The sequence below is a fragment of the Enterococcus columbae DSM 7374 = ATCC 51263 genome (assembly GCF_000406925.1).
In the GTDB taxonomy this organism is placed as follows: Bacteria; Bacillota; Bacilli; order Lactobacillales; family Enterococcaceae; genus Enterococcus_E; species Enterococcus_E columbae.
On the sequence record NZ_KE136351.1, the window covers coordinates 107,438 to 132,016 of the forward strand.

Annotated in this window: 25 protein-coding genes and 1 pseudogene; 12 read left to right on the forward strand and 14 right to left on the reverse strand. The window is 37.7% G+C overall.

All coding sequences use genetic code 11. The annotated features are described in order from the left end of the window. Positions 1–137: 137 nt before the first annotated feature. Genes RK02_RS10840 through RK02_RS10855 form a run of 4 tightly spaced genes read right to left on the reverse strand, consistent with a single transcriptional unit; the run spans position 138 to position 3,804 of the window. The gene (locus RK02_RS10840) at positions 138–1,361 is read right to left on the reverse strand and encodes an ABC transporter permease (RefSeq protein WP_016184284.1); all 1,224 of its coding nucleotides are present in this window, start codon (positions 1,359–1,361) and stop codon (positions 138–140) included. Then, positions 1,358–2,044 (reverse strand): ABC transporter ATP-binding protein, encoded by a 687-nt coding sequence (locus tag RK02_RS10845; RefSeq protein ID WP_016184285.1) that lies wholly within the window; start codon positions 2,042–2,044, stop codon positions 1,358–1,360. Before RK02_RS10845 ends, RK02_RS10840 begins: the two co-directional genes overlap by 4 nt. Beyond that, the gene (locus RK02_RS10850; protein WP_245555644.1) at positions 2,041–3,261 is read right to left on the reverse strand and encodes an efflux RND transporter periplasmic adaptor subunit; all 1,221 of its coding nucleotides are present in this window, start codon (positions 3,259–3,261) and stop codon (positions 2,041–2,043) included. Before RK02_RS10850 ends, RK02_RS10845 begins: the two co-directional genes overlap by 4 nt. Positions 3,262–3,285: 24 nt before the next feature. After that, positions 3,286–3,804 carry a hypothetical protein gene (locus RK02_RS10855; protein WP_016184287.1) on the reverse strand — a complete coding sequence of 173 codons (519 nt, stop codon included), beginning with the start codon at positions 3,802–3,804 and terminating at the stop codon, positions 3,286–3,288. Positions 3,805–4,140: 336 nt separating this feature from the next. On the opposite strand from RK02_RS10855, the gene RK02_RS10860 reads away from it, so the two are divergent. From RK02_RS10860 to pgmB, 4 genes are all read left to right on the forward strand, one after another. Next, positions 4,141–5,340, forward strand: a complete 1,200-nt coding sequence (locus RK02_RS10860; RefSeq protein ID WP_016184288.1) for a murein hydrolase activator EnvC family protein — start codon at positions 4,141–4,143, stop codon at positions 5,338–5,340. 61 nt (positions 5,341–5,401) lie between these two features. After that, a complete protein-coding gene (locus RK02_RS10865) occupies positions 5,402–5,893 on the forward strand; it encodes a glutathione peroxidase (RefSeq protein ID WP_018451709.1) in 492 nt (163 codons plus the stop codon). 220 nt (positions 5,894–6,113) lie between these two features. Next, complete coding sequence (locus RK02_RS10870) at positions 6,114–8,753, forward strand: glycoside hydrolase family 65 protein (RefSeq protein ID WP_016184290.1); 2,640 nt, start codon at positions 6,114–6,116, stop codon at positions 8,751–8,753. Positions 8,754–8,764: 11 nt separating this feature from the next. Further along, the gene (gene pgmB, locus RK02_RS10875; RefSeq protein ID WP_016184291.1) at positions 8,765–9,412 is read left to right on the forward strand and encodes a beta-phosphoglucomutase; all 648 of its coding nucleotides are present in this window, start codon (positions 8,765–8,767) and stop codon (positions 9,410–9,412) included. Between the two features lie 149 nt (positions 9,413–9,561). Here the strand turns inward: pgmB and treR are convergent, their stop codons facing one another. Together treR and RK02_RS10885 are read right to left on the reverse strand one after the other, a co-directional pair. After that, positions 9,562–10,275, reverse strand: a complete 714-nt coding sequence (gene treR, locus RK02_RS10880) for a trehalose operon repressor (RefSeq protein WP_016184292.1) — start codon at positions 10,273–10,275, stop codon at positions 9,562–9,564. A gap of 77 nt (positions 10,276–10,352) precedes the next feature. Next, entirely contained in the window at positions 10,353–11,066 is a 714-nt protein-coding gene (locus RK02_RS10885; protein ID WP_016184293.1) for an HAD family hydrolase, read from the reverse strand. Between the two features lie 119 nt (positions 11,067–11,185). On the opposite strand from RK02_RS10885, the gene RK02_RS10890 reads away from it, so the two are divergent. From RK02_RS10890 to RK02_RS10900, 3 genes are read left to right on the forward strand one after another with little or no spacing between them, the layout of a single operon-like run. After that, positions 11,186–12,061 (forward strand): DMT family transporter, encoded by an 876-nt coding sequence (locus tag RK02_RS10890; protein WP_016184294.1) that lies wholly within the window; start codon positions 11,186–11,188, stop codon positions 12,059–12,061. A 15-nt stretch (positions 12,062–12,076) separates the two neighbouring features. Next, complete coding sequence (locus tag RK02_RS10895) at positions 12,077–12,646, forward strand: GNAT family N-acetyltransferase (RefSeq protein ID WP_016184295.1); 570 nt, start codon at positions 12,077–12,079, stop codon at positions 12,644–12,646. 15 nt (positions 12,647–12,661) lie between these two features. Further along, positions 12,662–13,330, forward strand: coding sequence for a GDSL-type esterase/lipase family protein (locus tag RK02_RS10900; RefSeq protein ID WP_016184296.1), 669 nt, complete (start codon positions 12,662–12,664; stop codon positions 13,328–13,330). Between the two features lie 58 nt (positions 13,331–13,388). Here RK02_RS10900 and RK02_RS10905 read toward each other — a convergent pair whose 3' ends face one another. Then, on the reverse strand, positions 13,389–13,724 hold the full coding sequence (locus tag RK02_RS10905; RefSeq protein ID WP_016184297.1) for a nucleotide pyrophosphohydrolase: 336 nt from the start codon (positions 13,722–13,724) through the stop codon (positions 13,389–13,391). 132 nt (positions 13,725–13,856) lie between these two features. On the opposite strand from RK02_RS10905, the gene RK02_RS10910 reads away from it, so the two are divergent. Then, the gene (locus tag RK02_RS10910) at positions 13,857–14,495 is read left to right on the forward strand and encodes a YczE/YyaS/YitT family protein (RefSeq protein ID WP_016184298.1); all 639 of its coding nucleotides are present in this window, start codon (positions 13,857–13,859) and stop codon (positions 14,493–14,495) included. Positions 14,496–14,560: 65 nt separating this feature from the next. Here RK02_RS10910 and RK02_RS10915 read toward each other — a convergent pair whose 3' ends face one another. The 5 genes from RK02_RS10915 to RK02_RS10935 all read right to left on the reverse strand — a co-directional run bounded on the left by RK02_RS10915 (position 14,561) and on the right by RK02_RS10935 (position 19,025). Further along, a complete protein-coding gene (locus RK02_RS10915; protein WP_016184299.1) occupies positions 14,561–15,175 on the reverse strand; it encodes a hypothetical protein in 615 nt (204 codons plus the stop codon). A gap of 82 nt (positions 15,176–15,257) precedes the next feature. Continuing rightward, entirely contained in the window at positions 15,258–15,941 is a 684-nt protein-coding gene (lrgB, locus tag RK02_RS10920; protein ID WP_016184300.1) for an antiholin-like protein LrgB, read from the reverse strand. Continuing rightward, positions 15,938–16,372 carry an antiholin-like murein hydrolase modulator LrgA gene (gene lrgA / locus RK02_RS10925; RefSeq protein WP_016184301.1) on the reverse strand — a complete coding sequence of 145 codons (435 nt, stop codon included), beginning with the start codon at positions 16,370–16,372 and terminating at the stop codon, positions 15,938–15,940. The genes lrgB and lrgA overlap by 4 nt, the downstream gene beginning before the upstream one ends. Positions 16,373–16,525: 153 nt before the next feature. Further along, on the reverse strand, positions 16,526–17,266 hold the full coding sequence (locus RK02_RS10930; protein ID WP_016184302.1) for a LytR/AlgR family response regulator transcription factor: 741 nt from the start codon (positions 17,264–17,266) through the stop codon (positions 16,526–16,528). A 7-nt stretch (positions 17,267–17,273) separates the two neighbouring features. Beyond that, on the reverse strand, positions 17,274–19,025 hold the full coding sequence (locus RK02_RS10935; protein WP_016184303.1) for a sensor histidine kinase: 1,752 nt from the start codon (positions 19,023–19,025) through the stop codon (positions 17,274–17,276). Positions 19,026–19,346: 321 nt separating this feature from the next. Here RK02_RS10935 and RK02_RS10940 point away from each other — a divergent pair, with 321 nt between their 5' ends. Further along, positions 19,347–19,892, forward strand: coding sequence for a biotin transporter BioY (locus RK02_RS10940; protein WP_016184304.1), 546 nt, complete (start codon positions 19,347–19,349; stop codon positions 19,890–19,892). A 55-nt stretch (positions 19,893–19,947) separates the two neighbouring features. On the opposite strand, the gene RK02_RS10945 is transcribed toward RK02_RS10940, so the two are convergent. Next, positions 19,948–20,367: a hypothetical protein gene (locus RK02_RS10945; protein ID WP_016184305.1), complete on the reverse strand. Its 420-nt coding sequence runs from the start codon at positions 20,365–20,367 to the stop codon at positions 19,948–19,950. A 217-nt stretch (positions 20,368–20,584) separates the two neighbouring features. Then, positions 20,585–20,758 carry a hypothetical protein gene (locus tag RK02_RS12395; RefSeq protein WP_016184306.1) on the reverse strand — a complete coding sequence of 58 codons (174 nt, stop codon included), beginning with the start codon at positions 20,756–20,758 and terminating at the stop codon, positions 20,585–20,587. A 754-nt stretch (positions 20,759–21,512) separates the two neighbouring features. Here RK02_RS12395 and RK02_RS12605 point away from each other — a divergent pair. The 3 genes and pseudogenes from RK02_RS12605 to RK02_RS12175 all read left to right on the forward strand — a co-directional run bounded on the left by RK02_RS12605 (position 21,513) and on the right by RK02_RS12175 (position 24,509). Beyond that, complete coding sequence (locus RK02_RS12605; RefSeq protein WP_016184307.1) at positions 21,513–22,007, forward strand: helix-turn-helix domain-containing protein; 495 nt, start codon at positions 21,513–21,515, stop codon at positions 22,005–22,007. A 59-nt stretch (positions 22,008–22,066) separates the two neighbouring features. Next, positions 22,067–22,561: pseudogene (locus tag RK02_RS12610) on the forward strand (IS630 family transposase). Between the two features lie 527 nt (positions 22,562–23,088). Continuing rightward, positions 23,089–24,509, forward strand: a protein-coding gene (locus RK02_RS12175; RefSeq protein ID WP_143139393.1) for an IS3 family transposase whose coding sequence is annotated in 2 segments (ribosomal slippage) — positions 23,089–23,656 and positions 23,656–24,509 — 1,422 coding nt in all. Because the reading frame shifts where the segments join, the coding sequence is not laid out codon by codon here. The last annotated feature ends 70 nt before the right edge of the window (positions 24,510–24,579 follow it).

The window sequence follows — 24,579 nt, forward strand, 5'->3', positions numbered from 1 at the left end:
GAGTTACTTCTATCAATTACTAAATTATAATTAGACGAAACATCAACCAAATAAAACATTTTACACACCCTATAACAATCTATTTTTTCTTCACAAAAAGTAAAAAGCTTTGCGACCTACACATCGCAAAGCTTTTTTTAGCGTAAAATATCAATTAAATCTTTCTTCGCCGCTTCTCTGGCTGGCATCACCGAAAAGATTAAGCCGATGAAGGTCGATACGCCAATGGCAATACTGATGGTGAAGAAATCAATTTGAATCCCAATCTTCATGATAGCACCAATTGAGTAGGCGACAATCATTCCTAACAGATAACCAATAACGCCCCCACTAAAGGTCAGCATCACACCTTCTAATAAAAATTGCGTCATAATCGAGCGTTGCGTAGCACCTAAAGCCCGACGTATCCCAATTTCTTTCGTTCGTTCGGAAACAGAGATATACATCATATTCATCACCCCTACCCCGGCGATAAACAATGAAATACCCGCAACTGCTGAAATAAAGTAAGTAATCGTGCTTAAAACCTTGCCCACACCTTTAGTTAAAAAGCTGCTGTCAAAGGATTGATAGGTTCCTTGATTCCGTAGGCTGCCTTGTTTTTTCAGCTTATCTAAAATTTTCTTAGCCACCTCATCAGGCTTCGTGCCTTTATCTAAGACAGCGGTCACGCTGGCGGTATTTTTGCCATTTTCATAATAGCGATAATAGGTTTTTTTAGGAATTTTGACTTGATAATCGGTATCAGAGCCGAATAAACCAGACATTTGGGCATCCTCTTCACTCATTGCTTCATCTTCATAAATCCCTACAATCGTGAAAACCTGCGCACCTAATAAAACGCCTCGATTTAACGCCATTTCAGGTGATTGATATAAATCAGTAGCTAAGCTTCGATTAATCACCGCCACTTTATTTTTATTTAGATTATCGGCAACGGTTAAATTACGTCCTTCAATTAGTGATACATCTGACTTTTTCACCAAGTCAGCCGTCACATTTTTTTGTTCTGCCTTAACCGGCGTTTGCAAGGTGGCTTGTTTTAAATCAATGGTTTCAAAGTCTGCGCTTTTTACCCCTTTAATTTGCCGAATTAAGGCCAAGTCGCCACTTTGGAAAGAAGGACGATTGGTATCATAAAAGGCTGGATCATTGGGGTTGAAGATGACTTGTACCTCCACCTGTCCATTATCACTTTTGGTTAAGCTCTTAATTAAATCCCGTTCATAACCTCGACCAATCGCCAAAATCGCAATCACCGCAGCAATCCCAATGACAATTCCCAGCATCGTTAAAATACTGCGCTTCCGATTATTCGCAATCGCCTTAAAAGCTGAGCGCCAATTTACATATAAATTCATTCCTTACTCAGCTCCTTATCTTCAATGATTGCCCCATCACGAATACGAATCAGGCGATGACAGTATGGTACCACCTCTGGATCATGGGTAACCAAAATAATCGTTGCGCCATCTTGTTGATTCAATTCCTCAAACAAGCGCATGATTTCTTCTGAAGTATGTGTGTCTAAAGCCCCGGTTGGCTCATCTGCGATAATAAACTTTGGATTATTAATAATCGAGCGAGCAATAGCTACCCGTTGCTGTTGACCACCAGATAATTGCTTAGGATATTTATCCTCTTTTCCTTCAAGACCCACCCGTTTTAAGGCGGCCATCACTTTTTCTTTAGTCTGGGAAAAGCTATAACCTCCATAAAGTAACGGTAATTCGACATTTTCATAAACCGTATTATTTTCAATCAGGCTAAAATTTTGAAAGACAAAACCTACCGTTTGATTCCGAACCTTGGATAAGCGGTCATCGCTACTAGCAACTAGAGATTCCCCTTCGAATAAATAGGTGCCTTCAAATTTTCGATCAATAAAACCTAATAGATTAATCAAGGTTGATTTCCCTGAACCAGATGGACCCATAATCGCAATCATTTCGCCCTTTGCAACATGTAGGTTTACATCCTTTAAGACATGCAAGGTTTCTTCAGCATTTTTGTAATACTTATTGATGCCAATTAAATCGATCATTCAAACACCGCCACTTCTTTGCCGTCTGTTAATCGTTTATCGGGATCAACAATATATTGATCGTCCACAGCTAAGCCTTTCTCTACAGCATATCCATCCGCTTGTTCTTTGATGGTTACTTTGGTTAAATGCGCTTTACCATTTTTGTAGGTATAAACATAAGTGTTCTCACCTTTTTTCACCACCGCTTCTTTAGGAATGGTGATATCAGATAAATGAACGGATACTTGAACGCTAAAGCCATAATGAATTTCTTCTTGGGCTTCAACGGTAAAGCTGTAATTAGAAATGGTGGTACCACCGGCTGATGAGCTAGCTGCACCACTTAAAGCAGCAGTGGCTGGCGCAGCCTGAGTAGCACTTTGCGGTAAAGTAGCAATCGTAGTAATCGTCCCTAAAACTTTTTTAGCATCATTTACTGGAACAATCTCTACTTTTTGGCCTTGTTTTAATTTACCATAATCATATTCCGTTACACTTGCCTGCACGATCGTCCCTGGCGAAACTAAGGTTGCATAAGGGGTCGTCGCTGAAGATTTACCAGCCTCATCAATATATACCGTTCCATCAAAAGGGGCGGTAACAGAGGTAGTGACTTTTTTTCTCGTTTGTTCAACCGCAGCATTCGCATCAGAAAAATCTAAGTTCGCACTCGCCAAAGCTTGCTGGGCTTGATTCACCGCTTCAACTTGCGCATCATAGGCTTGTTGTGCAGCTTCGACTTGCGCTAAAGCTTCACTAGCTGCTGGATCATTGGCTGCTTGCAAGGCTTGGGCATTCTTTTTAGCTTGAGCTAACTGATTGGCTAACTGATTGCGCTTTTGTACCGCACTATCTAAATTACTTTTCGCATTTGTAATTGCTAAATTTAATTTATTCAATGATTGGGCTTGTTCATTGGCTTGATCAGCAATCGTTGCGTTTTGATAAGTCGCAATCACATCCCCCGCTTTAACCTGTTGTCCGTTTTGTACCACAATATTCTCCAAAGTGCCTAATGAAGCATCCAAACTAAAGGTACGACTTTCCTTAGGCTCGGCCACACCATTAAAGGTCAAAGGATCTGGTTTGGTGACAGTCACCACTTGATAATCGCCCTTGGTTGCTTGTGCATTGTTTTTAGAGCTAGTCAAGTTAAAGACAATCACGCCTCCTATCGCTAAGACACAAACTACGCCAAAAGCAATGGCTAATTGAATTTGGCGCTTACGGCTCATTTTTTTCACAAAAACTCCCCCCTATTATTCGTTATCTACTGTAGGATCTTCCAACTTAAACAAATGAATCAAACACATAATTTGTGGTAAATGTAATAAAACAGCAAATAAAATACCTACAATTGAGCCTATCGCCATAGCTGTCGATGCAACTCCCGCAGTTTGACTATCTAAGCCAGCCAAAGCATCGGTACTAGCACTATGTAAAACGACTTGATCAAGAATCAATGATAAAACAAAATAGCCAATATTCAGAAAATAAATCAATTTATTCGGCAGTTTACCTGACTTAATTTGCTTATAAGCCATAAAGAATAATGCAGCAAAAACCAAACTAATAACCACCTCAAGGACGGCGGGCACTTTATGCGTCCATGAATTTACTTGGTTATATAAAGCCTCACCACCCACACTAACTAACGCTTCTTTATTTGGAAATAATGTTCCTGGTAAAGAAACTACACTAAAAACAGCCCCAATACTGGTTAAAACTAAAGCAACCAGATTCCAGGTACCCAATTTTTTCATTCGTTGTTCTTTCATCAATCATTTCACTCCTCATTTATTTTGTTAGTCTCATTATACTACAACTATGCTATATAAAAATAGCAGTTCTCTTTAAAATCAGTCGCAAGTTGTAGGTTTTTCTTCATTGAAAAATATTGACTTTTACTCCTTAGATTGAACAAAAAAATAACCGCCTATTTAATGCAATCTATCCCTTACCTGTTATCAAATACTAGGGAATACAAAGAAAGATACAGCGCTAAAATTTCAGTAAAGACTTCTTTGCAATAGTTGTAATCAATCCTTAACTTGCATTTTCTATTACGGTAGCATATAGTTGTTGGTAGAATGAAGAAATGGAGCAATTTATTTATGAAAAGACACTTATTATTAGCCGGTGCCCTTATTTTCGGATTTGCCTTGTCTAATTCAAGCGTTCATGCCGAATCCATTGATCAAAACATCCAAAATCAAAATCAAAAAATTCAAGCAATTGAGCAAAGTCAAAAACAATTAAGCCAAGAAGTCGCTCAACTAGCTGCCGATATAAAACAATACCAAACGCAATATGAGCAAACCTTATCACAAAAGAATAAAAAAGAAATCGAAGTCAATGAACTAACTCAAAAATCAATTGTTTTAACAGATAAAATCGATAAACGTTCAGATAAAATTCGCAATCTTGCGCGTAGTACACAAATGAATCAAAAATCCGATTCCGTATTAACCGCTTTACTAGAAGCTGAGTCCATTGGTGATTTTTTATCTAAATCATTTGCGATGTATACCTTTGTCCAAGCTAATCAAAATCTATTGGATCAACAAATTGCAGATAAAAATGAATTGGAAAAGGTGAAAACAGCCGCTACCCAAGCATTAGAAAAAATCAATGAACAGGTAGTTAGCTTACAAAAAACCAGTGAAAAATTAACAAAAGCAAAACTTAGTCTTGAAGTAAAACAAAATGAATTAAATGCTAGTCTAGCGCAAGAACAAGCTAAAAAAGCGCAATTTATCAAACAAAAAGAAGCGGCTGAAAAAGCTCAGCAAGAAGCATTAGCTAAATTAAAGGCGCAACAAGCAGCCCAAGCGGCGGCTCAAAAACAAGCGCAGGCAGCCCAATCTACTCAAACGATTAGCACTGGATCTGTCCCAGCTAGTCGACCTGCTAGCTCTAGTGGTTGGAATCCACCATTAGCTTCTTTAAATGTTTCTAGTCGCTTTGGTTATCGTGAAGATCCAACTGGTTATTCTGGTACTCGTCACGATGGCATTGATTTCACGGGTAGTTATGGTACCCCTGTTTATGCTTCACGCTCAGGAAGCATCGCTAATAGTGGCTATGATCCTTCAGCCGGAAATTATGTGATTATCAATCATGGAGACGGCTACTATTCTTATTACCTACATCTAAGTAGTATTTTAGTCGGCTCTGGTTCAGTTAGTGCCGGTCAAACAATCGGCCTCATGGGGACAACTGGTAATTCTACGGGTGTGCACCTACACTTTGGTATCGCCACAACCCCAAATTGGCGTGGCTTTATTGATCCAGGCCCTATTTTAGGCGTATAAAAATGAAAGCTGGTCATTTACTTGACCAGCTTTTTTTAATAAAAGATAAGGAGTGCTTATGATGAGTATTTATCAATTTAGTGTTATGGATAGTCAAGCCAATCCTGTTTCTCTCAGTCAATATCAAGGGAAGGTCTTACTAATTGTCAATACCGCAACTGGTTGTGGTTTTACCCCTCAGTATGAACAATTAGAACAGCTTTATCAGACCTTTCACCAGCAAGGCTTTGATATTTTAGATTTTCCTTGCAACCAATTTGGCAACCAAGCTCCTGAAAGTAACGCTGAAATCCAAAGCTTTTGTCAGCTAAATTACCATACTAGCTTTACCACCTTTGCCAAAATCGACGTCAATGGCCCACATGCCAGTCCGTTATTTGAATATCTAAAAAAAGCAAAAGGTGGCCTTTTAATCAAAGACATCAAGTGGAATTTCACTAAATTTTTAATCAATCAACAAGGAGAAGTGGTCAAGCGCTACGCACCAACTACCACTCCTTTAGCAATAAAAAAAGAGATTCAACAGCTGCTTGCCAATAAAAAAATTACTTAGCAAAATGCTACAGTAAATAACTACCTAATCAATCAACTTGTATAGCCATTTAATAAGTGTGAGATGTTTAAAAGATAAAAGAACATCTCGCGCTTTTTTCTTATAAACCAATATCGTTAACGCTTTCTATATTAGTTGAACATTTACTTTTCCCACTTGTATATTCATGATTTTTCGTTTATAATCATCTTGTATATACATGAACAGGAGGAGAGATTTTATGCAATTAGCATCGATTGCTATTCACGAAAATCAATGGACCGTTACATTCCCAAATGACACTACCGTTACATTAACAGGTTCTATCCAAGAAAACTTTAAAAATTTACAGCCAGTATTAGCACAACATTCTTTTGAAGGTGGATACATCACAGGTACAGATGAAATTTTAGTCGATACCCCTTTTGGCTTGATGTCGTTAGCACAATGGATTACTGAAAATTATAATGTGCCCTTTGTATATGGCACCGAAGAAAGCTTCGCAGAAAAAGCACAAGCACTTGTTTGGTCACTTGATTATTACGGTTATCGACCAGGTAAAGATGAATATTCAGTAGAATCACTTTTAACAGTCGGTAATGGTTTTATGGGATTACGTGGAACGACTCCTGAAATGGAAATTGCAGACGAAAACTATCCAGCTACCTATTTAGCCAGTCTATATAACGCTGCTACATCTAGAGTAAGCGGACGAGATATTGTCAATGAAGATTTTGTTAATGCACCGAATTTACAAAAAATTTATTTAGTGATTGATGGCCAAGCAATCCATATAGCCAATAACCAATTACTTGCCTTCAAACGTCATTTAGATCTAAAGACAGGATTATTCTCTTCTGAGGCAATCGTCGCTTTAGACAATGGCAAACAAGTACACATTCAAACGAAAAAATTTGCAAGCATGGAAAATGTCCATGAATACCAAATTGACTATCGTTTTACTCCATTAAACTTCTCAGGTGAAGTGACGCTTGTTAGTGAAGCAGATGGTACCGTTTATAACTATAACGTAGCCCGTTATCGTAGTTTAAATAGCCAACACTTAGATATAGTCAAAACACAAGCATTAGATAATAAAGCTTTGTTAATCGCGCAAACAAAGCAATCAAAAATTACGATTGTACAAGCCTCTCAACTAAGTAGTGAGCAATTGGATTTAACCCGCTTAGAGCAAGCTGTTGAGGATGAAAAAGTCAGTCAAAGTCTAACTATCCAAGCTGTTCAAGGTGAAAGCTATACCTTAACTAAAGCCGTCTATGTCGATCAATATCGAGTAGAAGAAACACCAAAAGTCTGCGAGCTAGCCAATTTAAGCTTTGCTACATTTGAAGCAGCTTTTGAACAATCAAAAGCACAATGGCAAAAACTATGGGATACAGCAGCAATTGAAGTAAGTGGCGATTTAATGTCACAAAAGATGTTAAACCTGCATACCTTCCATATCTTAGCTTCAGCTAGTCCAAATGGAAATAAAAATCTAGATGCCTCGGTTACCGCTCGTGGATTACATGGAGAAGCTTATCGTGGACATATTTTCTGGGATGAATTATTCATCTTACCATTTTACATTGTGCACTTCCCTGAAACTGCACGTGAACTATTAATGTATCGTTATCGTCGCTTAGCTGCAGCGAAAAAAGATGCCCAAAAGCTTGGCCTAAAAGGGGCAATGTTCCCATGGCAAGCTGGCCTTTATGGAGATGAACAGTCTCAAGAATTGCACTTAAATCCGATCAGCGGCGAATGGAAGGAAGATCATAGCCGTCGTCAACGTCACGTTTCCTTAGCGATTGCTTATAACGTATGGCAATACTTTAACAACACCCAAGATTTAGACTTTATGGAAAAATACGGTTTAGAGCTAATGCTTGAAATTGCTCACTTCTGGGAAAGCCTAGCCTTCTTTGACGAAAGCTTACAACGCTACTCAATTGAAGGGGTAATGGGACCAGATGAATTCCACGAAGCTTATCCTTGGTCTGATAAGGGCGGACTAAAAAATAATGCCTACACCAACATGATGGTCGTATGGTTATTTGAACAAATCAATCAGCTACAAAAACAACTCCCAGCCGATGTCTTTGCTAAAGTACAAACCAAAACCGGCGTGAACGATGAACAAATCGCTCATATGGCTGAAATTCGTCACCAACTAGCTTTAGAAATCGACCAAGATGGGATTATTGCGCAATACCAAGACTACTTCAAGCTAGAAGAAGTGGATTGGGAGCATTATCGTGAAAAATATGGCAACATCTATCGTATGGATCGCATCCTAAACGCAGAAGGAAAATCAGCCGACAGCTATAAGGTGGCGAAACAAGCGGACAGCTTAATGATTTACTATAACTTCTCTAAAGAAACCGTTGACGGTATTTTAAAAGACTTGAATTATCAAGTACCTGCTGACTATGTAAAACGCAATTTAGATTACTACCTAGCAAGAACTTCACATGGTTCTACCCTATCACGAATTGTGCATGCTCAGCTTGGAGCGATGATTGGCGAAAATGATTTGGCCTGGAAACTATACAAAGAAGCGTTGAACTCAGACTATCGGGATATTCAAGGTGGTACAACTGCTGAAGGAATCCACGCAGGGGTAATGGCAGCAACTTTATTCATCCCGCTAACAACCTTTGCCGGAGTGGACATTCGTCGTCCAGAACTTCATTTTGAACCAAATCTACCAGCTGCTTGGGATAGCATTCGTTTCAACCTAACCATTCGCAAAGTGGATTATCAAGTATTTGTCGATAAAAACCAAATTAGTCTACAAGCGAGTCAAGATGTCGTTGTCTATGTAAAAAATCAAAAAGTGCAATTAACGGCAAATCAATTGCAAACAATTCAATATTAGGAGGTCCTCTCATGAAAGGATTTGTCTTTGACTTAGACGGAGTAATTACCGATACTGCCAAATATCATTATGAAGCATGGAAAGAATTAGCTGATCAGCTTGGTATCAGTATCGATTTAAAGTTTAATGAGCAACTAAAAGGAATCAGCCGTATGGATTCACTAGAACGTATCCTAGCTCATGGCAACAAACAATCCGCTTATATGCAGGAAGAAAAAGAAGCTTTTGCAGCTCAAAAAAATGAAGCTTATGTTCAATTATTACAAAATTTAACGCCAGCCGACCTACTTCCTGGTGTCGCTGAATTCTTAAAAGAAGCCAAAGCTAAAAAAATGCCTTGTGCGATTGCGTCAGCTTCTAAAAATGCACCATTCATTTTAGAAAAACTAGGCGTTATCGATTTATTCGATGCCATTGTCGATCCAGCAACACTAACTAAAGGAAAACCCGATCCAGAAATTTTTGTCAAAGCAGCAGAAAGTATCGGGATTAAACCGGAAGAAGCGATTGGCTTTGAAGATGCTCAAGCCGGCATCGCTGGTATCAAAGCTTGTGGAATGTATGCAATCGGTGTATTAGCCGATGAACCTCTTACACAAGCAGATCGTACCGTGCATTCACTAGCTGAATTAAACATGGATGAATTAATCGCATTATAATAAAAAACAGCTATCCGCCCTAGTTCAAGGCGAGGATAGCTGTTTTTTTTAGCATAAACAAAACAGCACAAGTTATCTCCATCAACCTTACTTAGTTGAAGAAAATAACCTATGCTGTTTGGATAAATTGAATATTCAATAGTCGAATTTTATTTCGTCCGTCTAGCAAAATCAACAAAGCGGAATTTATCTAAGCGGTGAATCGATTCAGTATATTCAAAGCAACGCATGTCATAAAGATAGACTAGGCTGCGAACCGTTACCACATGATGATCATCCATTGTTAAATTCAATAAATCACGCACTTTTTTAGAAGCATTATCCACCGTAATCTCTTTTTGGGCATAGGAAATCTCTAAGCCCAAATCTTCCTCAAAGAAACGATATAAAGATTCCTCTACCTTCTTTTCAGGTAAAGTCGGAATAATCTGTGCATCGAGATAATCCACATCTAAAATGGAAGGCTCACCATTAATGACCCGTCTACGCACGAGCTTCCACACCTCTGCAGCTACTGGCCAACCTGTACGCTCACTAAGATTAGGTGATACCGCGATTTTTTTAATCTCAATCACTTCGGTTTTGCTATCCATATTAAACTTTTCTTGTAATTCCTTGAAACTAGTCAATCCAGAAATAGGAAAATCAAAGCGATGCAAATCTAGCACGATAGAGCCTTTCCCTTGTTTCTTTTGAATGTAACCGGCGTTTCTTAATAGGTTTAAGGCTTTTCTGACCGTCTCACGCGAAACATGATACTGTTCCATCATTTGATTTTCACTTGGTAATAATGAATTTGCTGGATAGACACCGTTCAAGATTTTTTGTTCTAAATCGGCAAAAATCTCTTTAAATTTATTCATCTTCGGCTCTCCTCTTCCACATTATAACGGCGCAACCAATTACTGTAAATAGCTTTCAAACAAAGATTGTCAAAATACTACGCTTGATTTTTACAGTAGGTTAATAATGAATCAAGGGTCGTAAATTCCTTGTAGCTCAAGCTTTCATCAGTTGTTATCGGTTGTCGTTTGCGATGATTCAACCACAATGCCTGCCAATGCATCCGGTTAGCACCCACAACATCATTTTCAAAAGAATCCCCAATATAATAAATCTTTTTATCTGTTAGTGCAGCTTGATGTTGTTGATAATAATAGGCAAAAATTTCACGCTGTGGCTTCATCAAACCAACCTCACCTGAAATCAACCAATGAGTAGATGGAATATAACGTTCTAGAGATAAGCTGGCTAATTTTTTCCGCTGCAAATCCCCTGGACCATTGGTAATCACCCCTAAGAAAATATTTTTACTTTGACATTCTTTGAAAAATGTTTCATAGCCAGGTAATAAAACTAACTCGCCTTGACCTTTGGCATAGGTCGTTTGAAAAGCATCTGCAAGCTCGGCAGAAAGATGAAAACCAAAATCCTTAGCGGCTGATTGAATCCGAATCCTTCTAACCTCTTCAATCGGAATTTCCCCGTTTTGTTGTGCTTCAAATAAAGCATCACTATAGGCTCGGCTCACTTTATAAAAATCTTCCACAGCAACTACTGGATGTAGCATCGTTAAATGCTTTTGATAAGCTTTTTTAAATGGTTCTAGTGGATCATACAAGGTATCATCCAGGTCAAAAATAAAAGCGGACATCTATACTTCCCTCCAATTCCAAATCATCTCTTTCATTATATCAAAAAATAAACCTATCTTGACTTTTTCTTCTAAATACACTAGCATTTCAAATAAAATGACTAAGGAAGTGAACAATTGTGACAAAAACCAAAGCCAATTTTCTCTTATTAACTGCCGCGATGATATGGGGAGCCGGCTTTATCTTTTCCAAACAAGCGACCGATGCTCAAATTCCTGCCGGCTTAATTAATGGCTTTCGTGGACTTATTTTCGCCTTATTCACCTTGATGATTTTCTATAAAGAAGTTCGACAATTAAAATTAGCCGACTGGAAAATCGGTCTAACTGCGGGTACGATCAATTTTTTAGGCTATCAGGTCCAAACGATTGGTTTAAAAGAAACCACGCCAGCAAATAGCGCTTTTTTAACTGCTACTTATATTTTAATGATTCCATTAATCGGTTGGCTTATCTTTAAAAAAGTGCCCAGTAAACAACTGATTTTGCCAATCATCCTTTCATTGGTTGGTATGTTATTTTTGACTGGTTTTTTACAAACCGGTTTCCATCTACAACGAGGCGATGCTTTAACCTTACTTTGTGCGTTAATCTATGCTGTACAAATTATTTATTTTGGTATCTCTGCTAAGTTATTGCATCCTTGGCGCCTTTCGTTTATGTTGGCAATTTGTCAAAGTTCAATGGGCTTTATCTGGAGCCTATTGTTTGAACATGCTCAATTTTCACAAGCCAATTTTGCCAAAGGATGGTTACCAATTGTCTTTTTAGGGATTTTTTCTTCTTTTATTGGTCAAAGTCTTCAGCTATTAGGGCAACGCTATACCGATGAGAGTACAGCTGGCTTAATTTTGATGAATGAAGCCTTATTTGGTAGTCTTCTATCCGTATTATTTGGTTTTGAACCATTTAGCCTACATTTGCTTTTTGGTGGTATAATGATTATGCTTGCTATTTTATTAACCCAGCTACAAGCAAACAAACAAAGCAGTTAGCCACAGGAGGATGTAATGATTCGTGAACTAACCTTAAGTGAAATTAAACAAACCTATCAACAACATTTGATTCATGATTTTCCAGCAGATGAAGTCAAACCTTTATTGATCATCGAAAAGCTGAATCAACAAAAACAATACCGTTGCTTTGGTTTATTCGATGCACAAGAGCAGCTATTAGCCTACGCTTTCTTGGCTACTTTTGCCCATGAAGGCTTACAAAGCTACTTACTGGATTACTATGCGGTAGTAGCTGCGCACCGAAATGAAGGACATGGTAGTCAGCTATTGCAGGCGCTATTGCCTCTTATGGAGCAACGTTGCTTATTAGTCGAAATTGAAGACATTCAAAAAGCACCCAATCAAACCGAGCAACGATTGCGAAAGCGACGTTTCAACTTTTACCAACGCAATGGACTGGAGTTATCTAAGGTCTGCGCTTATCTTTATGGGGTGGATTACCAAATTATGTATTACGCAAATCAAGTCCATTCAGATCAATTTATCTATCAACAGCTAACGATGGTCTATGAGCAATTATTTCATCATGTTCAACCTAAACCTTATCAACTCACAATTATTTAACGAGGAGGTGATTGTATGAAAGAAGGCATGCTATACGATACCAATCGTTATCAGCTACGGAGCTTTGTATTACAAAGAATGCAAAAAATCATTCAGCAACAAAAACGCGCAAAGGCCCTCCAAACGGTCTTTTTCGGCGATTCCATCGTTCAATACTTTGATTTAGCCAAATACTTGCCCGAGCTAGGAACCTGTTATAACTGTGGTATTGCCGGTATTACCTCGGATATGTTGTTGCATTTTGTCGATGAGGCGGTAATCAAATATCAACCCAAGCAGGTCTTCTTAATGATCGGGACTAATGACTTAGGTGATACCGTCATGGCTAGTCCACGCCAAATTGCCTTACAGGTCAAAGAGCTCGTCGAAATTATTCAAAACAATCTACCTCAAGCGCAAATTTTTATTCTTAGCTGCTTACCTTGCTTAGAGGCCCTACACGGTTATAGTGCTCAAGGAAAAGGGATGCGTAGTAATGATCTCATTCAAATGATTTTTAAAGAAGAGCAAACATGCATTCATTCTACGCAAGTACACTTCATCCAACTATTTCATGATGCAAACAATCAAGTCTACCTACAAGCCAGTGATTATACCGATGGCTTGCATCCTAATGAGACCGGTTATCAAAAAATTAGCCAAATTTTACTTGCACAATACCGCCAAATTCTTAAAAACCAATAAAACCAAACAATCCCCAAGCAACCGAAATGCGCTTGGGGATTGTTTGGCTTCAACGAATTTATAATTCAGTATATTTTTTATTCAAACCATAACTTTTTTCAATAGGATATTTTAGCGCATTCTTCTCTAGCTTCGCTTCAATGATTGCGCCCACATCAAACTGTAAATTATCCGCCAACATGAACGCATAGATCAAAACATCCGCCAACTCCTCAGCCAAGCGTTCGCTTTTATTTTCGACTACCTCTTTAGCTGCTGACCATTGAAAAAGCTCAAGTAATTCACTAGCCTCCAGAGAAATCGAAATCGCCAAATCCTTTTCATTATGATATTGTCGCCAATTCCGTTCATCTCTAAATTGATTAATTTGATCAATGAGTGCTTGAATTTCCATCTAATCACCTGACTTTTACTTTTTTTCTAATTATAGCATATATTGACTAGCAGCATTTAACTCATTTAGCTATTGGTTTTCTAAGGGGGATTCACTATAATAGCTATGAACAAACTTGAAAGGATGCTACTGATGAAATCCCTATTTTTAAAATCCTTATGTATACTTCCAGCTGTATTGATCTGTGGAGTAGGTGTTAGCCTATTCGTGCGAGCCAATCTAGGCTGCGATCCAGTAACCATGTTTGAAATTGCCCTAACCAACCTCTTTTCCATTAGCTTAGGACAGGCAGCGCTTGGATTTGAGGGCTTGGTCTTTCTTATTTTTTTCTTTTTCAATCGAAAATTAATCCATATGGGAACCTTTTTATTTGCTTTTGGCATTGGACCAGCCATTGATTTTAGTGAACATTTTTTGCAAAGCACCCTTGGCAATCCAAGTGGCTTATTTTGGCAAGCTTTTTATTTAATCACTGGTACTTTAGCCATTTGTTGGTCCTTAGCCTTTTATATTCCTTTAAATTTTGGCTATCAAACATCCGACATTCTGACTTTATCCTTGATGGAATGGGCTAAATTACGTTATAGTCTGGCCTTAATCATCGTCTATGCGGGATTATTTTTAGCCTCTTTACCCTTTCAGGCCCCTTTTGGTATCGGTAGTATAATTGCTGTCGTTAGCTATGGCCCCATCATTGATTACCTGATGCAAAAAGTACCCTTCAATGCTAAAACCTGCTATCAAAGCTTGGCTAAATACTGCAAATGCTAAATAAACAAATGCTCCCCACTAATTCATGCTACGTGCAGGAACTAGTGGGGAGGCTAATTGAAATACTAGGGAGCTGGGATGAAGGTTGCTTGCCCTTCACCATATAAATAGGATTCATGAATCGTCCCATTATTTAATTGAATATCATAAGCCATATATGGGCTACCGTCTACACTACCAATCACATGCCAATAATACTGGCCATCGCTACCGACCAACACTTGACTAGGATCACTAACTGCAAAGGTCACATTGGTTGGTGACAAGCCACTACGATCATAATACGCACTGACAATCGCTACCGCTTCTTCAGCTGTATAATTAGCCGTAGTCTGAGTCTGACTTGGTGTTACTTGTTGAGCCGACTGACTGGTGCTAGTCGTACTTTCTTCTATTTCTTTAGAGGTGCTTGTCTGATTATCCTCAGCCCAAGGATTGGTTGCTACCGACGAATTTGTTTTTTCTGTGGCCGCAGCAGACTGGGTTGAAGTAGTCGAGCTTTTGGTCTTTTTCTTAGTTGCTTTAGTACTTTTAGCCGATGTTTGACTCGTCGAAGAAACGGTTGATTGAACAGATGCCGTTTCATGCTTAGCCCATAACATACCAACAATAGGTACTAAAATAATCAATAAAACCAAAACTGTAACAATAGTCATAAATCGTTTATTTTGTTTAAACATCTCAACACCACCATCTTGCTTTTTCTATTATTATAGCAAGATTTTTCACTTTAGCCAAAAAACAGATTAGTTTAAATAAAATCTAAATACCTATAAAAGCGGCAAAAACAGGTACCACTAAAACAGTCACTAAACCAACAATAACTACCGCAATACTAGCCATCGCTGTTTCGGTTTCACCTAATTCCATACTTACGGCCACCCCAAGTGCATGACCTGCTGAACCTAAAGCCAAACCACGTGAAATCTCTTCATTGATTCTAAAATATCGAACCGCCATTTTCCCTAAAGCATAGGTCAATACCCCATTAAAAATGACAGTAAAGGCAGTAATCGAAGCCACACCGCCAATAGATTGTGAAAGCGGAACGGCAATCGCTGTGGTGGCTGCTTGTGGTAATAACGAAGCAATAATCGCTGGATGCATATGAATCAATTTACCCACCATTACCACACTAAACAAAGAACCAATTGAGCCGATGGTTAAGGCTAAGAAAATTTCAAGCCAGTATTTTTTCAATACCTCGCGTTTTTTATAAAGCGGAATCGCAAAAGCCACGGTCGCCGGTTCTAAAAAGAAGCTGATATATTGACCTCCTTCATTGTATTCCTTATAAGAAATACCCGTAACCTTTAATACGATTACCCCTAGCACCATCGCCACAAATAACGGAGTAAATAAGAAGAAACCTTTACTTTTCTTAAATAAAAAGACACCTATTTCAAAGACAATTAATGAAATGATAATACCGACATATGCGTTCATAATCTTACCTCTCCTTTATTGTTAATTGGACGTTTAGCAGATAACCATTGAGGCAAATGAAGCTTGTGGGCACTGCGCAATTTTAACAACAGCATTCCTGACCAGCCAGTAATGACCAATAAAGCTAAGGTTGCCACACAAATCACTAAAACAATTTGCACACCATAATTTTTCATCAAATCTAATGAATCAACTAATGAAATACCTGAAGGGACAAACAAGAAGGTAATCACTTTCGATAAGCTATTACTCAAACCTTCGACCTGCTCTAGCTTAACAATTCCTGCACATAACGCGACAAATAATAAAATCATCCCCACAACTGATGAAGGAATAGGAATCGGTAAGACACCGACAATCAGCTTAGAAATAAAGATAATTATTGCAAAGATAATCGCTTGTTGGCAAAATGAATATTCTTTCTTGTTCATATTGAACACTCCCTTGATCGTTTTCTTGTCTTTATTATAGGCACAAAAATAAAATAAAAAGCGTTTTCAACATTAAACAGCCTAAGTTAGACACGAAATGCAAAAAACTGCACCTCAAATGCCCTAAGCATCTAAAATGCAGCTTTTCTTGCCTTAAATACCAAATTTTTCTTTAAAATCCTTCACAAAAGAGCGGCTAACCGGTACACGTTGCCCATTCGTTAAGATGACTTGCAAGGTATGATTGAACCACGGCTGAATCTCTTGAACCTTTTTACGATTAAGCAAATAGCTCCGGTGGGTTTTGATAAAAAGCTCCTTGGGTAATTTTTGTTCAAGCTGATTTAAGCGACCAATCATCTCATACACTTGATTTTCCGTACAAATACTTAAGGTCTTCTCCTCGACCCAAACACAATAGATATCCTTAGGCGAAACCATATAAATGCGATCATCCCCTTGAATCGCTATCGCCTCATACTGCTCCTCACCTTGCTTTAGAATAGTCGGCTGCTCTTTAGGTGGCTTGCTTGGAACTCCTTGTTTAATCGCTTTTTCAATTACTTGGCTAATCTGTTCTTGATCAAAAGGCTTTAAAATATAATCCTTTGCATTGACTTGAAAGGCCTTTAGTGCATATTGATCATAAGCTGTCGCAAAAACTAGGTAGGGCGCCTTTTTTAAATGCACTAATTTTTCTGCTAAGTCAAAACCACTTTCGCCAGTTAAATGAATATCTAAAAATAGAATATCCGGTTTTTGATCTAGCATTTTAGCAATCGCCTGCTCAACTGACTCAGCCTGTTCAACACTAGTAATAGCTGGATGCTGCTTGACTAGATAAGCTAATTCCTCTCTAGCTAACGGTTCATCATCGACAATTAATACATGCATGACTCATTCACTCCTTTATCGCTAATGGTAAAGTCAAAGCGACATGACTCCCACCTTCTACATTATTTTCAATAAAAAATTGACCGGCCTCGCCATAAAGCGTATGAATCCTTCGCGCTAAATTATCTAAAGCCGTGCCCGTTCCTTTTTCCGAATCAACCACCTGTTTGCCTAACAGCTGCAAACGTTCCTCAGGGATTCCCTCCCCATTATCATAGACATCGATCATTAGTTGCCCTTCTTCTAAATGAACTTGCACATAAACCTGATTATCCTCTTTACGATTTTTAAATCCGTGCTTAATCGTATTTTCAACCAACACTTGAATCGCATAAGGAGGCAAGCTATACGCTAAAGCTTCTGGCTCGACATCAAAAACCACATGATAGCGATTGGGAAATCTGGCTTGCTCTAAGGACAAATAAGCCTTTACTTGATCTAATTCCTGCTTTACCCCTATTGTCGTAGCAATTGCCCCTTGCAAGTTCCCACGAAAATACTTACTTAGCTGGAGCAATAATTCTCGTGCTTTATTCGCATCCTTACGCATCAAGGCCGAAATCGTATTGATCGCATTGAAGAAGAAATGCGGATTAACCTGAGCTTGTAATGATTTAATCTCCGCTTCTTTTAACAGCTTAGATTGCACTTCGGCTTCGCCTAGCTCGATTTGCGTAGAAAAAATCAACGCCAAGCCTTCTGCTAATTGCTCTTCAACATGCGTTAAATCATCAGGATTATCAAAATACATCTTCAACGTACCAACAATTTGTTTTTTAGAAAACAAAGGAATCACAATCGCTGCTTGCAAAGGACAATCCGGATGCGAACAACCAACCTCTGCTTTACTACGCGCAATGGTTAACTGACCTGTTTTTAATACACGTTTAGACAGCTCGGTAATGACCTCAATTTCTGGAATATGATGATCGCACCCCATCCCCACATGCGCTAAAATTTGATGCGTATCCGTAATACTAATCGCACTCACCTTAGTATAACGCTGAATAATACTGGCCACTTTTCGACAAGATTCTTGATGCAGCCCTTCACGAAAATAGGGCAGCGTTTGCGCAGCTAATTCTAAAACATCATGAGTCTGCACCGCCTTAGCCTGCTCCTCTTGCTGCAAAGTAATCGATAGCATGGACATAAAGGTAAAAGTCCCGACACTATTTAATAAAATCATCGGCAAACCGATAAAACGAATCAGCGTAAAACCACTTGCGAATGAATCGCTAAATACTAGAATAAATAGCATTTGAATCATTTCCATCACAGCCGCGATAATCGTCGCATCAACAGTCGAAACAAACGCATGCTGCCTTTTTTTTAGCTTACTGCCTAAATAACCGGTCAATGCGCCAATTAAAATAGAAGAAGGCACGTAAAAAAAGGCTGCAATATTGCCTTGTAGCAAGCGATGAAAGCCAGCCACTAAACCAACAATTGCCCCCACAATCGGTCCACCTACTAAGCCAGCTACCGTAATAACCAATGTCCGCGTATTGGCAATCGCCGCATGATTACTAATCGAGGTCAAAAAATTGGCTGGCAAAATCGTATTTTTAGTAATCTCAATACCAGTAAAATTAGAAATAATTGCAAAAAAGCCAAAAATGAAAACCAAAGACAATCTAGCCTTAAAAGACTGACGATCGAGCAATAATTGTTTAAAATAGGGGATATTTACTAGCATAAAAGCCATTAAAATCATCAAACCAACGCGCTCCATCATCAAAATAGATAGTTCAAACATGTAATCCCCGCCTTTATCTTAATGCTTTTATCATAGTTTTTTTTCAAGTATTTGTCTATGTTTGTTCTCTTTTTATAAACAATTCGTTTGTGAAAAACGAAGCAAAACCACCCCCTAAATGATCCTGCACAAGCATTAGATAAAAGAACAACTCCTGCTTCAATTAGGATAAAAACTGAAAAATAAACGCTCTTTTGAAAGGATGTAATTTACAATAATTTACGAAATAAATAACTATTTATCACAAGCATATTCTTTGAGCATTCATTTTTCACTGTGCTATACTCATTTTTGAAAAAACAAAAAGGAGTGTCTCTTTCAATGCAATCACAAAGACGAAATTTTCATTTAGCTTTTGCAGCCATTCTTTTGGCCTTATTAATCATTTGTGCCCAAATCACCATTCCTTTACCCATGATTCCACTAACCTTACAACCACTAGGTGTGGGAATGATTGGTAGCCTACTCAGTCCACTTTGGGCAGGTGTAACGATTCTAGCTTACCTATTTTTAGGCTCAGTCGGTTTACCGGTATTCGCTGGTTTCTATGGAGGTGCGAGCGCCTTTTTAACCCCTAGTGGTGGCTATCTACCAGCCTTCTTAGTTTATGCCGTATTAACTGCACTCTTTCTTAAAAACCGCGAAAAAAATTGGCGAAATGTTTTCATTGCCAATACAGTAGCAAGCCTTATCTACCTTGTTTTAGGCTCCCTATGGCTATGCCTACCATTTATTGCTGGCATGCCTGTCAAAGCTGCGCTAATGGCCGGAACGGTTCCTTTTGTCTTGCCTGTTTTAGGTGAGATTGTTATTTATACAACCATTGTCGTCGCTTTAGACAAAGTCATGAAAAAACGCATGCGTTAAAAAAGACCCCTTTATCTACCTGCATGATTTGCAGAATGGATAAAGAGGTTTTTCTTTATTCATTAATTGTTGGAACGATAGTAATATCACTATGATCATTTACAAAACAATAGATTGGCATCCCGATTCCATCCTCAGCAAGCCTTTCAAATAACGTTTTCAAAAAAAATTCTAGCCATTCTTCTGATGGTTCAACAGCGCTGTCTACCTGTGGAGTTAGCCAAGCTTTAGAAACTGGTTTTCCGGTAGCCAGATCAATTGCAATTCCTATTATCATATCATAGAAATCAAAGGAAGCGCCAAAAGCACGCACACTACCACTAAACGATTCTATCTCAATTTCCGGTGGTATTTCTATAAAAGTAATCATCATATGTCCGAGAATCTTGCCATTTTCAGCTTCAAATCTAGCTAATACCCCTTGCTTACGAAGTTCTTCTTCTACCAGCATAAACCTTTCTTTATCCACTAACATCTTCAATCACCACGATTTCTTTGGAATAGTTAATCCAAATCTCTTTGTTACAATTCCGTTCACGATTACTTGATTATAATTAATAACAAAAAGCATAAAAGGCGATATCGCCCATTTTGATAAATAGTTTAAGCGCTTCTTAGTTTTATCGCTGCATAGACTATTTTCCTAATTTTAAGCATAAGAATCCTTGCCAATTAGATTTTTCATTTACATGCTAATCCTCTTGTTTTTTCTTTGCTTGTTGTTTTGAGTACCTATCTTTTAACCATTTTTTAAATTGTTCATTAAATGCTTTTTCTCGCTCTTTTTCTTCTTCTGTAACTTCTCGAGTGCCGACAACTTCAGGAATCGTTGTATTGTTCCATCTTGGGTCACTAAATTTTTTCATTCTGATTCCTCCTTCTAGTATGATGCTTGGTTTTTCTCCATCTTCAGTGACTAGAATATACTTATACGACTTGATTATATCATTACTTTACCCATTTGTAATTTTCCTTATCCATGTTCCTTCTACACCCTTGGTCAAAGTCTTGGTCAAAAGTCAAAAAAAGACACCTTGCAAAACTGCAAAGTGCCTTGAAACGTTGTAAGTATGGTACTCGACTTTTGAAAAATCTCCGTCCCATATTGGACTCGTAAGCGAATAAATTCGCAACGATTCCAACATTAACGTTTTGAGAATTGAGAAGCTTTACGAGCTTTCTTAAGACCTGGTTGGGGCACCACTTATTTCATCTAATTTCAAAGTACTTTAAAATCAACGTTTTCATAACTTTTCAAAAAATAAAATTTTAACTAATTTCAATCAGTTTCATTAAAATAAGGTAAACTTTCATAAAAAATAAGCAAAAATCGAACCAGAATATCAAAAATTTACCTTATTTAGTTTTTACAGAAGTGAAGTAAGAGTTCAGTACACGTCACAAGACTTTATAAACCTTGATTTGAAGCAATTTTTGAAAGATGAACTTTCATTACATTGCATTACAAGTTAATTGAAACTCTACATTTTTTAGATAATAAAATTTAAGTAGAACATGCAGATGATGAAAAGAAGCACTTTACAATGTGAAGTGCTCTTTTTTATATTTCACTAAATACTTATACTTGTTTGAGAGCATAAATTTTGATACAATAACAATATGGGTAGAGTAAAATATAATTTCACAGAAAATCAAATTAACGAATTAAAACAAGCATTAAAGCTAACAGAAAATAAAAAATTCTTTAAAACAATACAATCAGTTCTTTTACGTGCACAGGGATATCCAGTCTCTCAAATCATTGAAATTACCGGTCTTTCTCAAGTGAGTATTAGAAAAAACGTATTAAATTATTTAAATGAAGGCATTGAATACATTACAACTGAGAAGCGTGGCGGACGCAGAAGTAATCGAATTAGTTTAGAAGAGGAGGAAAAATTCTTACAAGAACAATTAGCCTCCGCACAAGAAGATAAAATTAAAACTGCTAAGGAATTGTATCACTTATTTCTCGAAACCTATGAAGTAGAAATGACCTATTCAGGGTTTTGGAGATTATTAAAACGCCATGGATGGTCTATACAAACACCTAGACCTAAACATCCAAAGGCCGCAGACGAGTCTGTTCAAGAGTCGTCAAAAAAATTAACTTAAGATTTCAATCTCAGAAAAAACGCTTTCGTAAATCTTCAAAATATAAACATGTACGCGTGATGTATCAAGATGAAGCAGGCTTTGGTCGTATCAACCGTCCTAGAAGATGTTGGAGCGTCAAGGGGAAACGACCTATAGTCCCGTGTCATCGAGTGAGAGAGTATAGATACTGTTATGGTGCGGTTAATCCGATTAGCGGTGACAGTTTCTTTATTGTGGCTGGAAATTGTAATACAGATTGGATGAACGAGTTTTTAAGAAGGCTGTCCCAACAGTACAAAGACGATTATTTGATTTTAATCATGGATAACGCAGTTTGACATAAATCCAAAACGTTAGAAATCCCCGAAAACATTGAATTAATGTTTATTCCGCCATATACTCCGGAACTAAATCCTATTGAGCAGATATGGAAAGAAATACGTGAAAAAGGTTTTGCGAACAAGGTATTCCTAACGTTAGAACATGTGATAGATCGTTTGTGTGAGACGATAAATAATCTTACAAAAGAAGTTGTAAAATCAATTTGTGCTAGAAAATGGCTAACTGGTTAATATCAGAATTTTTGAAGTTTATTTAGTATTATATGTATGACACCAACTGCTCCCATGTTAAAACTTATTACTAATTTTATCGGTCATGTTATTTTACAAAGATATGCTTTGGAATATCTTATTTTGGAGTTAACCATTTTGAGGTTATTGACTTATTTCTATTCGATTCTAACTTTTTCACGTTGACATTTTTGAAGGTATGCTGAAAAAGTCTGAGTTAATCCACGGGATAGTTTTCCCTTTACGATAGTTAAAATGCCTTCTACCATAGATAAATCTATCGCACCTCCAGTCTTGGCTAGTTCACAAAAAGGTGTATTATATAAAAATATTAGATTCAGATTCGGTTTTCCTCTTTCTTCAGCCTTGTTTAATTGGGTTCTTAGTAGTTCTACAATTATACGTGCAAGTCTACTTCTAGCATATTTCATCTGTGACAAAGAATCATTACGAGTAAAAAGGAGTAGATTTGTACCGACCCCCAAAAGTTAGACCATAAAATCTAACAATTGGAGGTCGGTATTTTTATGTCCAAATATTCTTTTGAGTTTAAAAAGCAAGTTGTAAATGCTTATCTTAATGGCGAAGGTGGTTATACTTATCTTGCAAATAAGTTCGGCATTCCATCTGATAATAAAGTTAAACTATGGGTGGATAATTACAATGCATTTGGTGATGAAGGATTAAAACGTTCTAGAAAAAAAGATTTTTATTCTTTTGAAAAGAAGCTTTCTATAGTAGAGTTATATTTATCAAGTGAAATCTCATATCAAGATTTAGCTCTGCAAGAAGGAATTACTAATCCAAGTATGATCACAAATTGGGTGAGTCGCTTTCGTGCAGCTGGTCCTGATGCCCTAAGACCACGCAAGAAGGGACGAAAGAAAACATTGAATACAACTAATGGCAATACACAAAACAAACCAGTTGAAGAATCTTCTGTTGATACAAGTGCAGAACATGTAAAAGAGCTAGAAGATGAACTTCTTAAATTGAGAATTGAGAATGCCTTTTTAAAAGAACTGAGGAGGCTGCGTTTAGAGGACGAGGAAAAAATGAGAGAACGGCACTCGTCATCAACAGTCTCCGACGAGAATTCAAACTAAAAGACCTTCTCTCTTATACAGGCATGCCTAAAGCAACATATATGTATTGGCAAAAACGATTTGATAGAGAAAATCCTGACAAAGAACTTGAAGAAAAAATCCAAGAAATCCGTAAGAATAATAAGGATTACGGATATCGTAGAATACATGGAGAGCTTCATAATCAAGGATATCTCATCAACAAAAAGAAGGTTCAGCGAATAGTTCAAAAACTTGGCTTGCAGGTGACATCCTACACACGCAAAAGTAGGAAATATAGTTCCTATAAGGGCAGGATTGGTACCATTGCACCCAACAGAATTCGCAGACGCTTTAATACGCACATACCCCATCAAAAAATCACAACGGATACGACTGAATTTAAGTATTATGAAGTTGATGTCAAAGGACATATGACAATGCATAAGCTGTATTTAGATCCATTTATGGATATGTGTAATGGAGAAATACTAAGTTACAGCATCGATAAGAAACCTTCAGCAAAGAATGTAATGAATGCCTTGGATAAAGCCATTGAAATCACTTCAGACTGCCCTTATAGACGAACATTCCATTCTGACCAGGGTTGGGCATACCAGATGAAGGCATACTCTCAAAGGCTAAAAGAAGAACGAATATTTCAAAGCATGTCTCGAAAGGGCAACTGTCTAGATAATTCCGTAATGGAGAATTTCTTCGGTCTGCTTAAGCAAGAGATATACTATGGCGTTACTTACTATAGCTATGAGGAATTAAAAATGGAAATAGAACGATTTATAAAGTATTATAATGAACAACGAATAAAAGAAAAGTTAGGATGGATGAGTCCTGTTCAATATAGGCTCCATCTTTTAGCTGCATAATGAAAACGAGACGACCGGAGTCGTCTCGTAAAAAAGTCTAACTTTTGGGGGTCACCTCAATTCAAATATG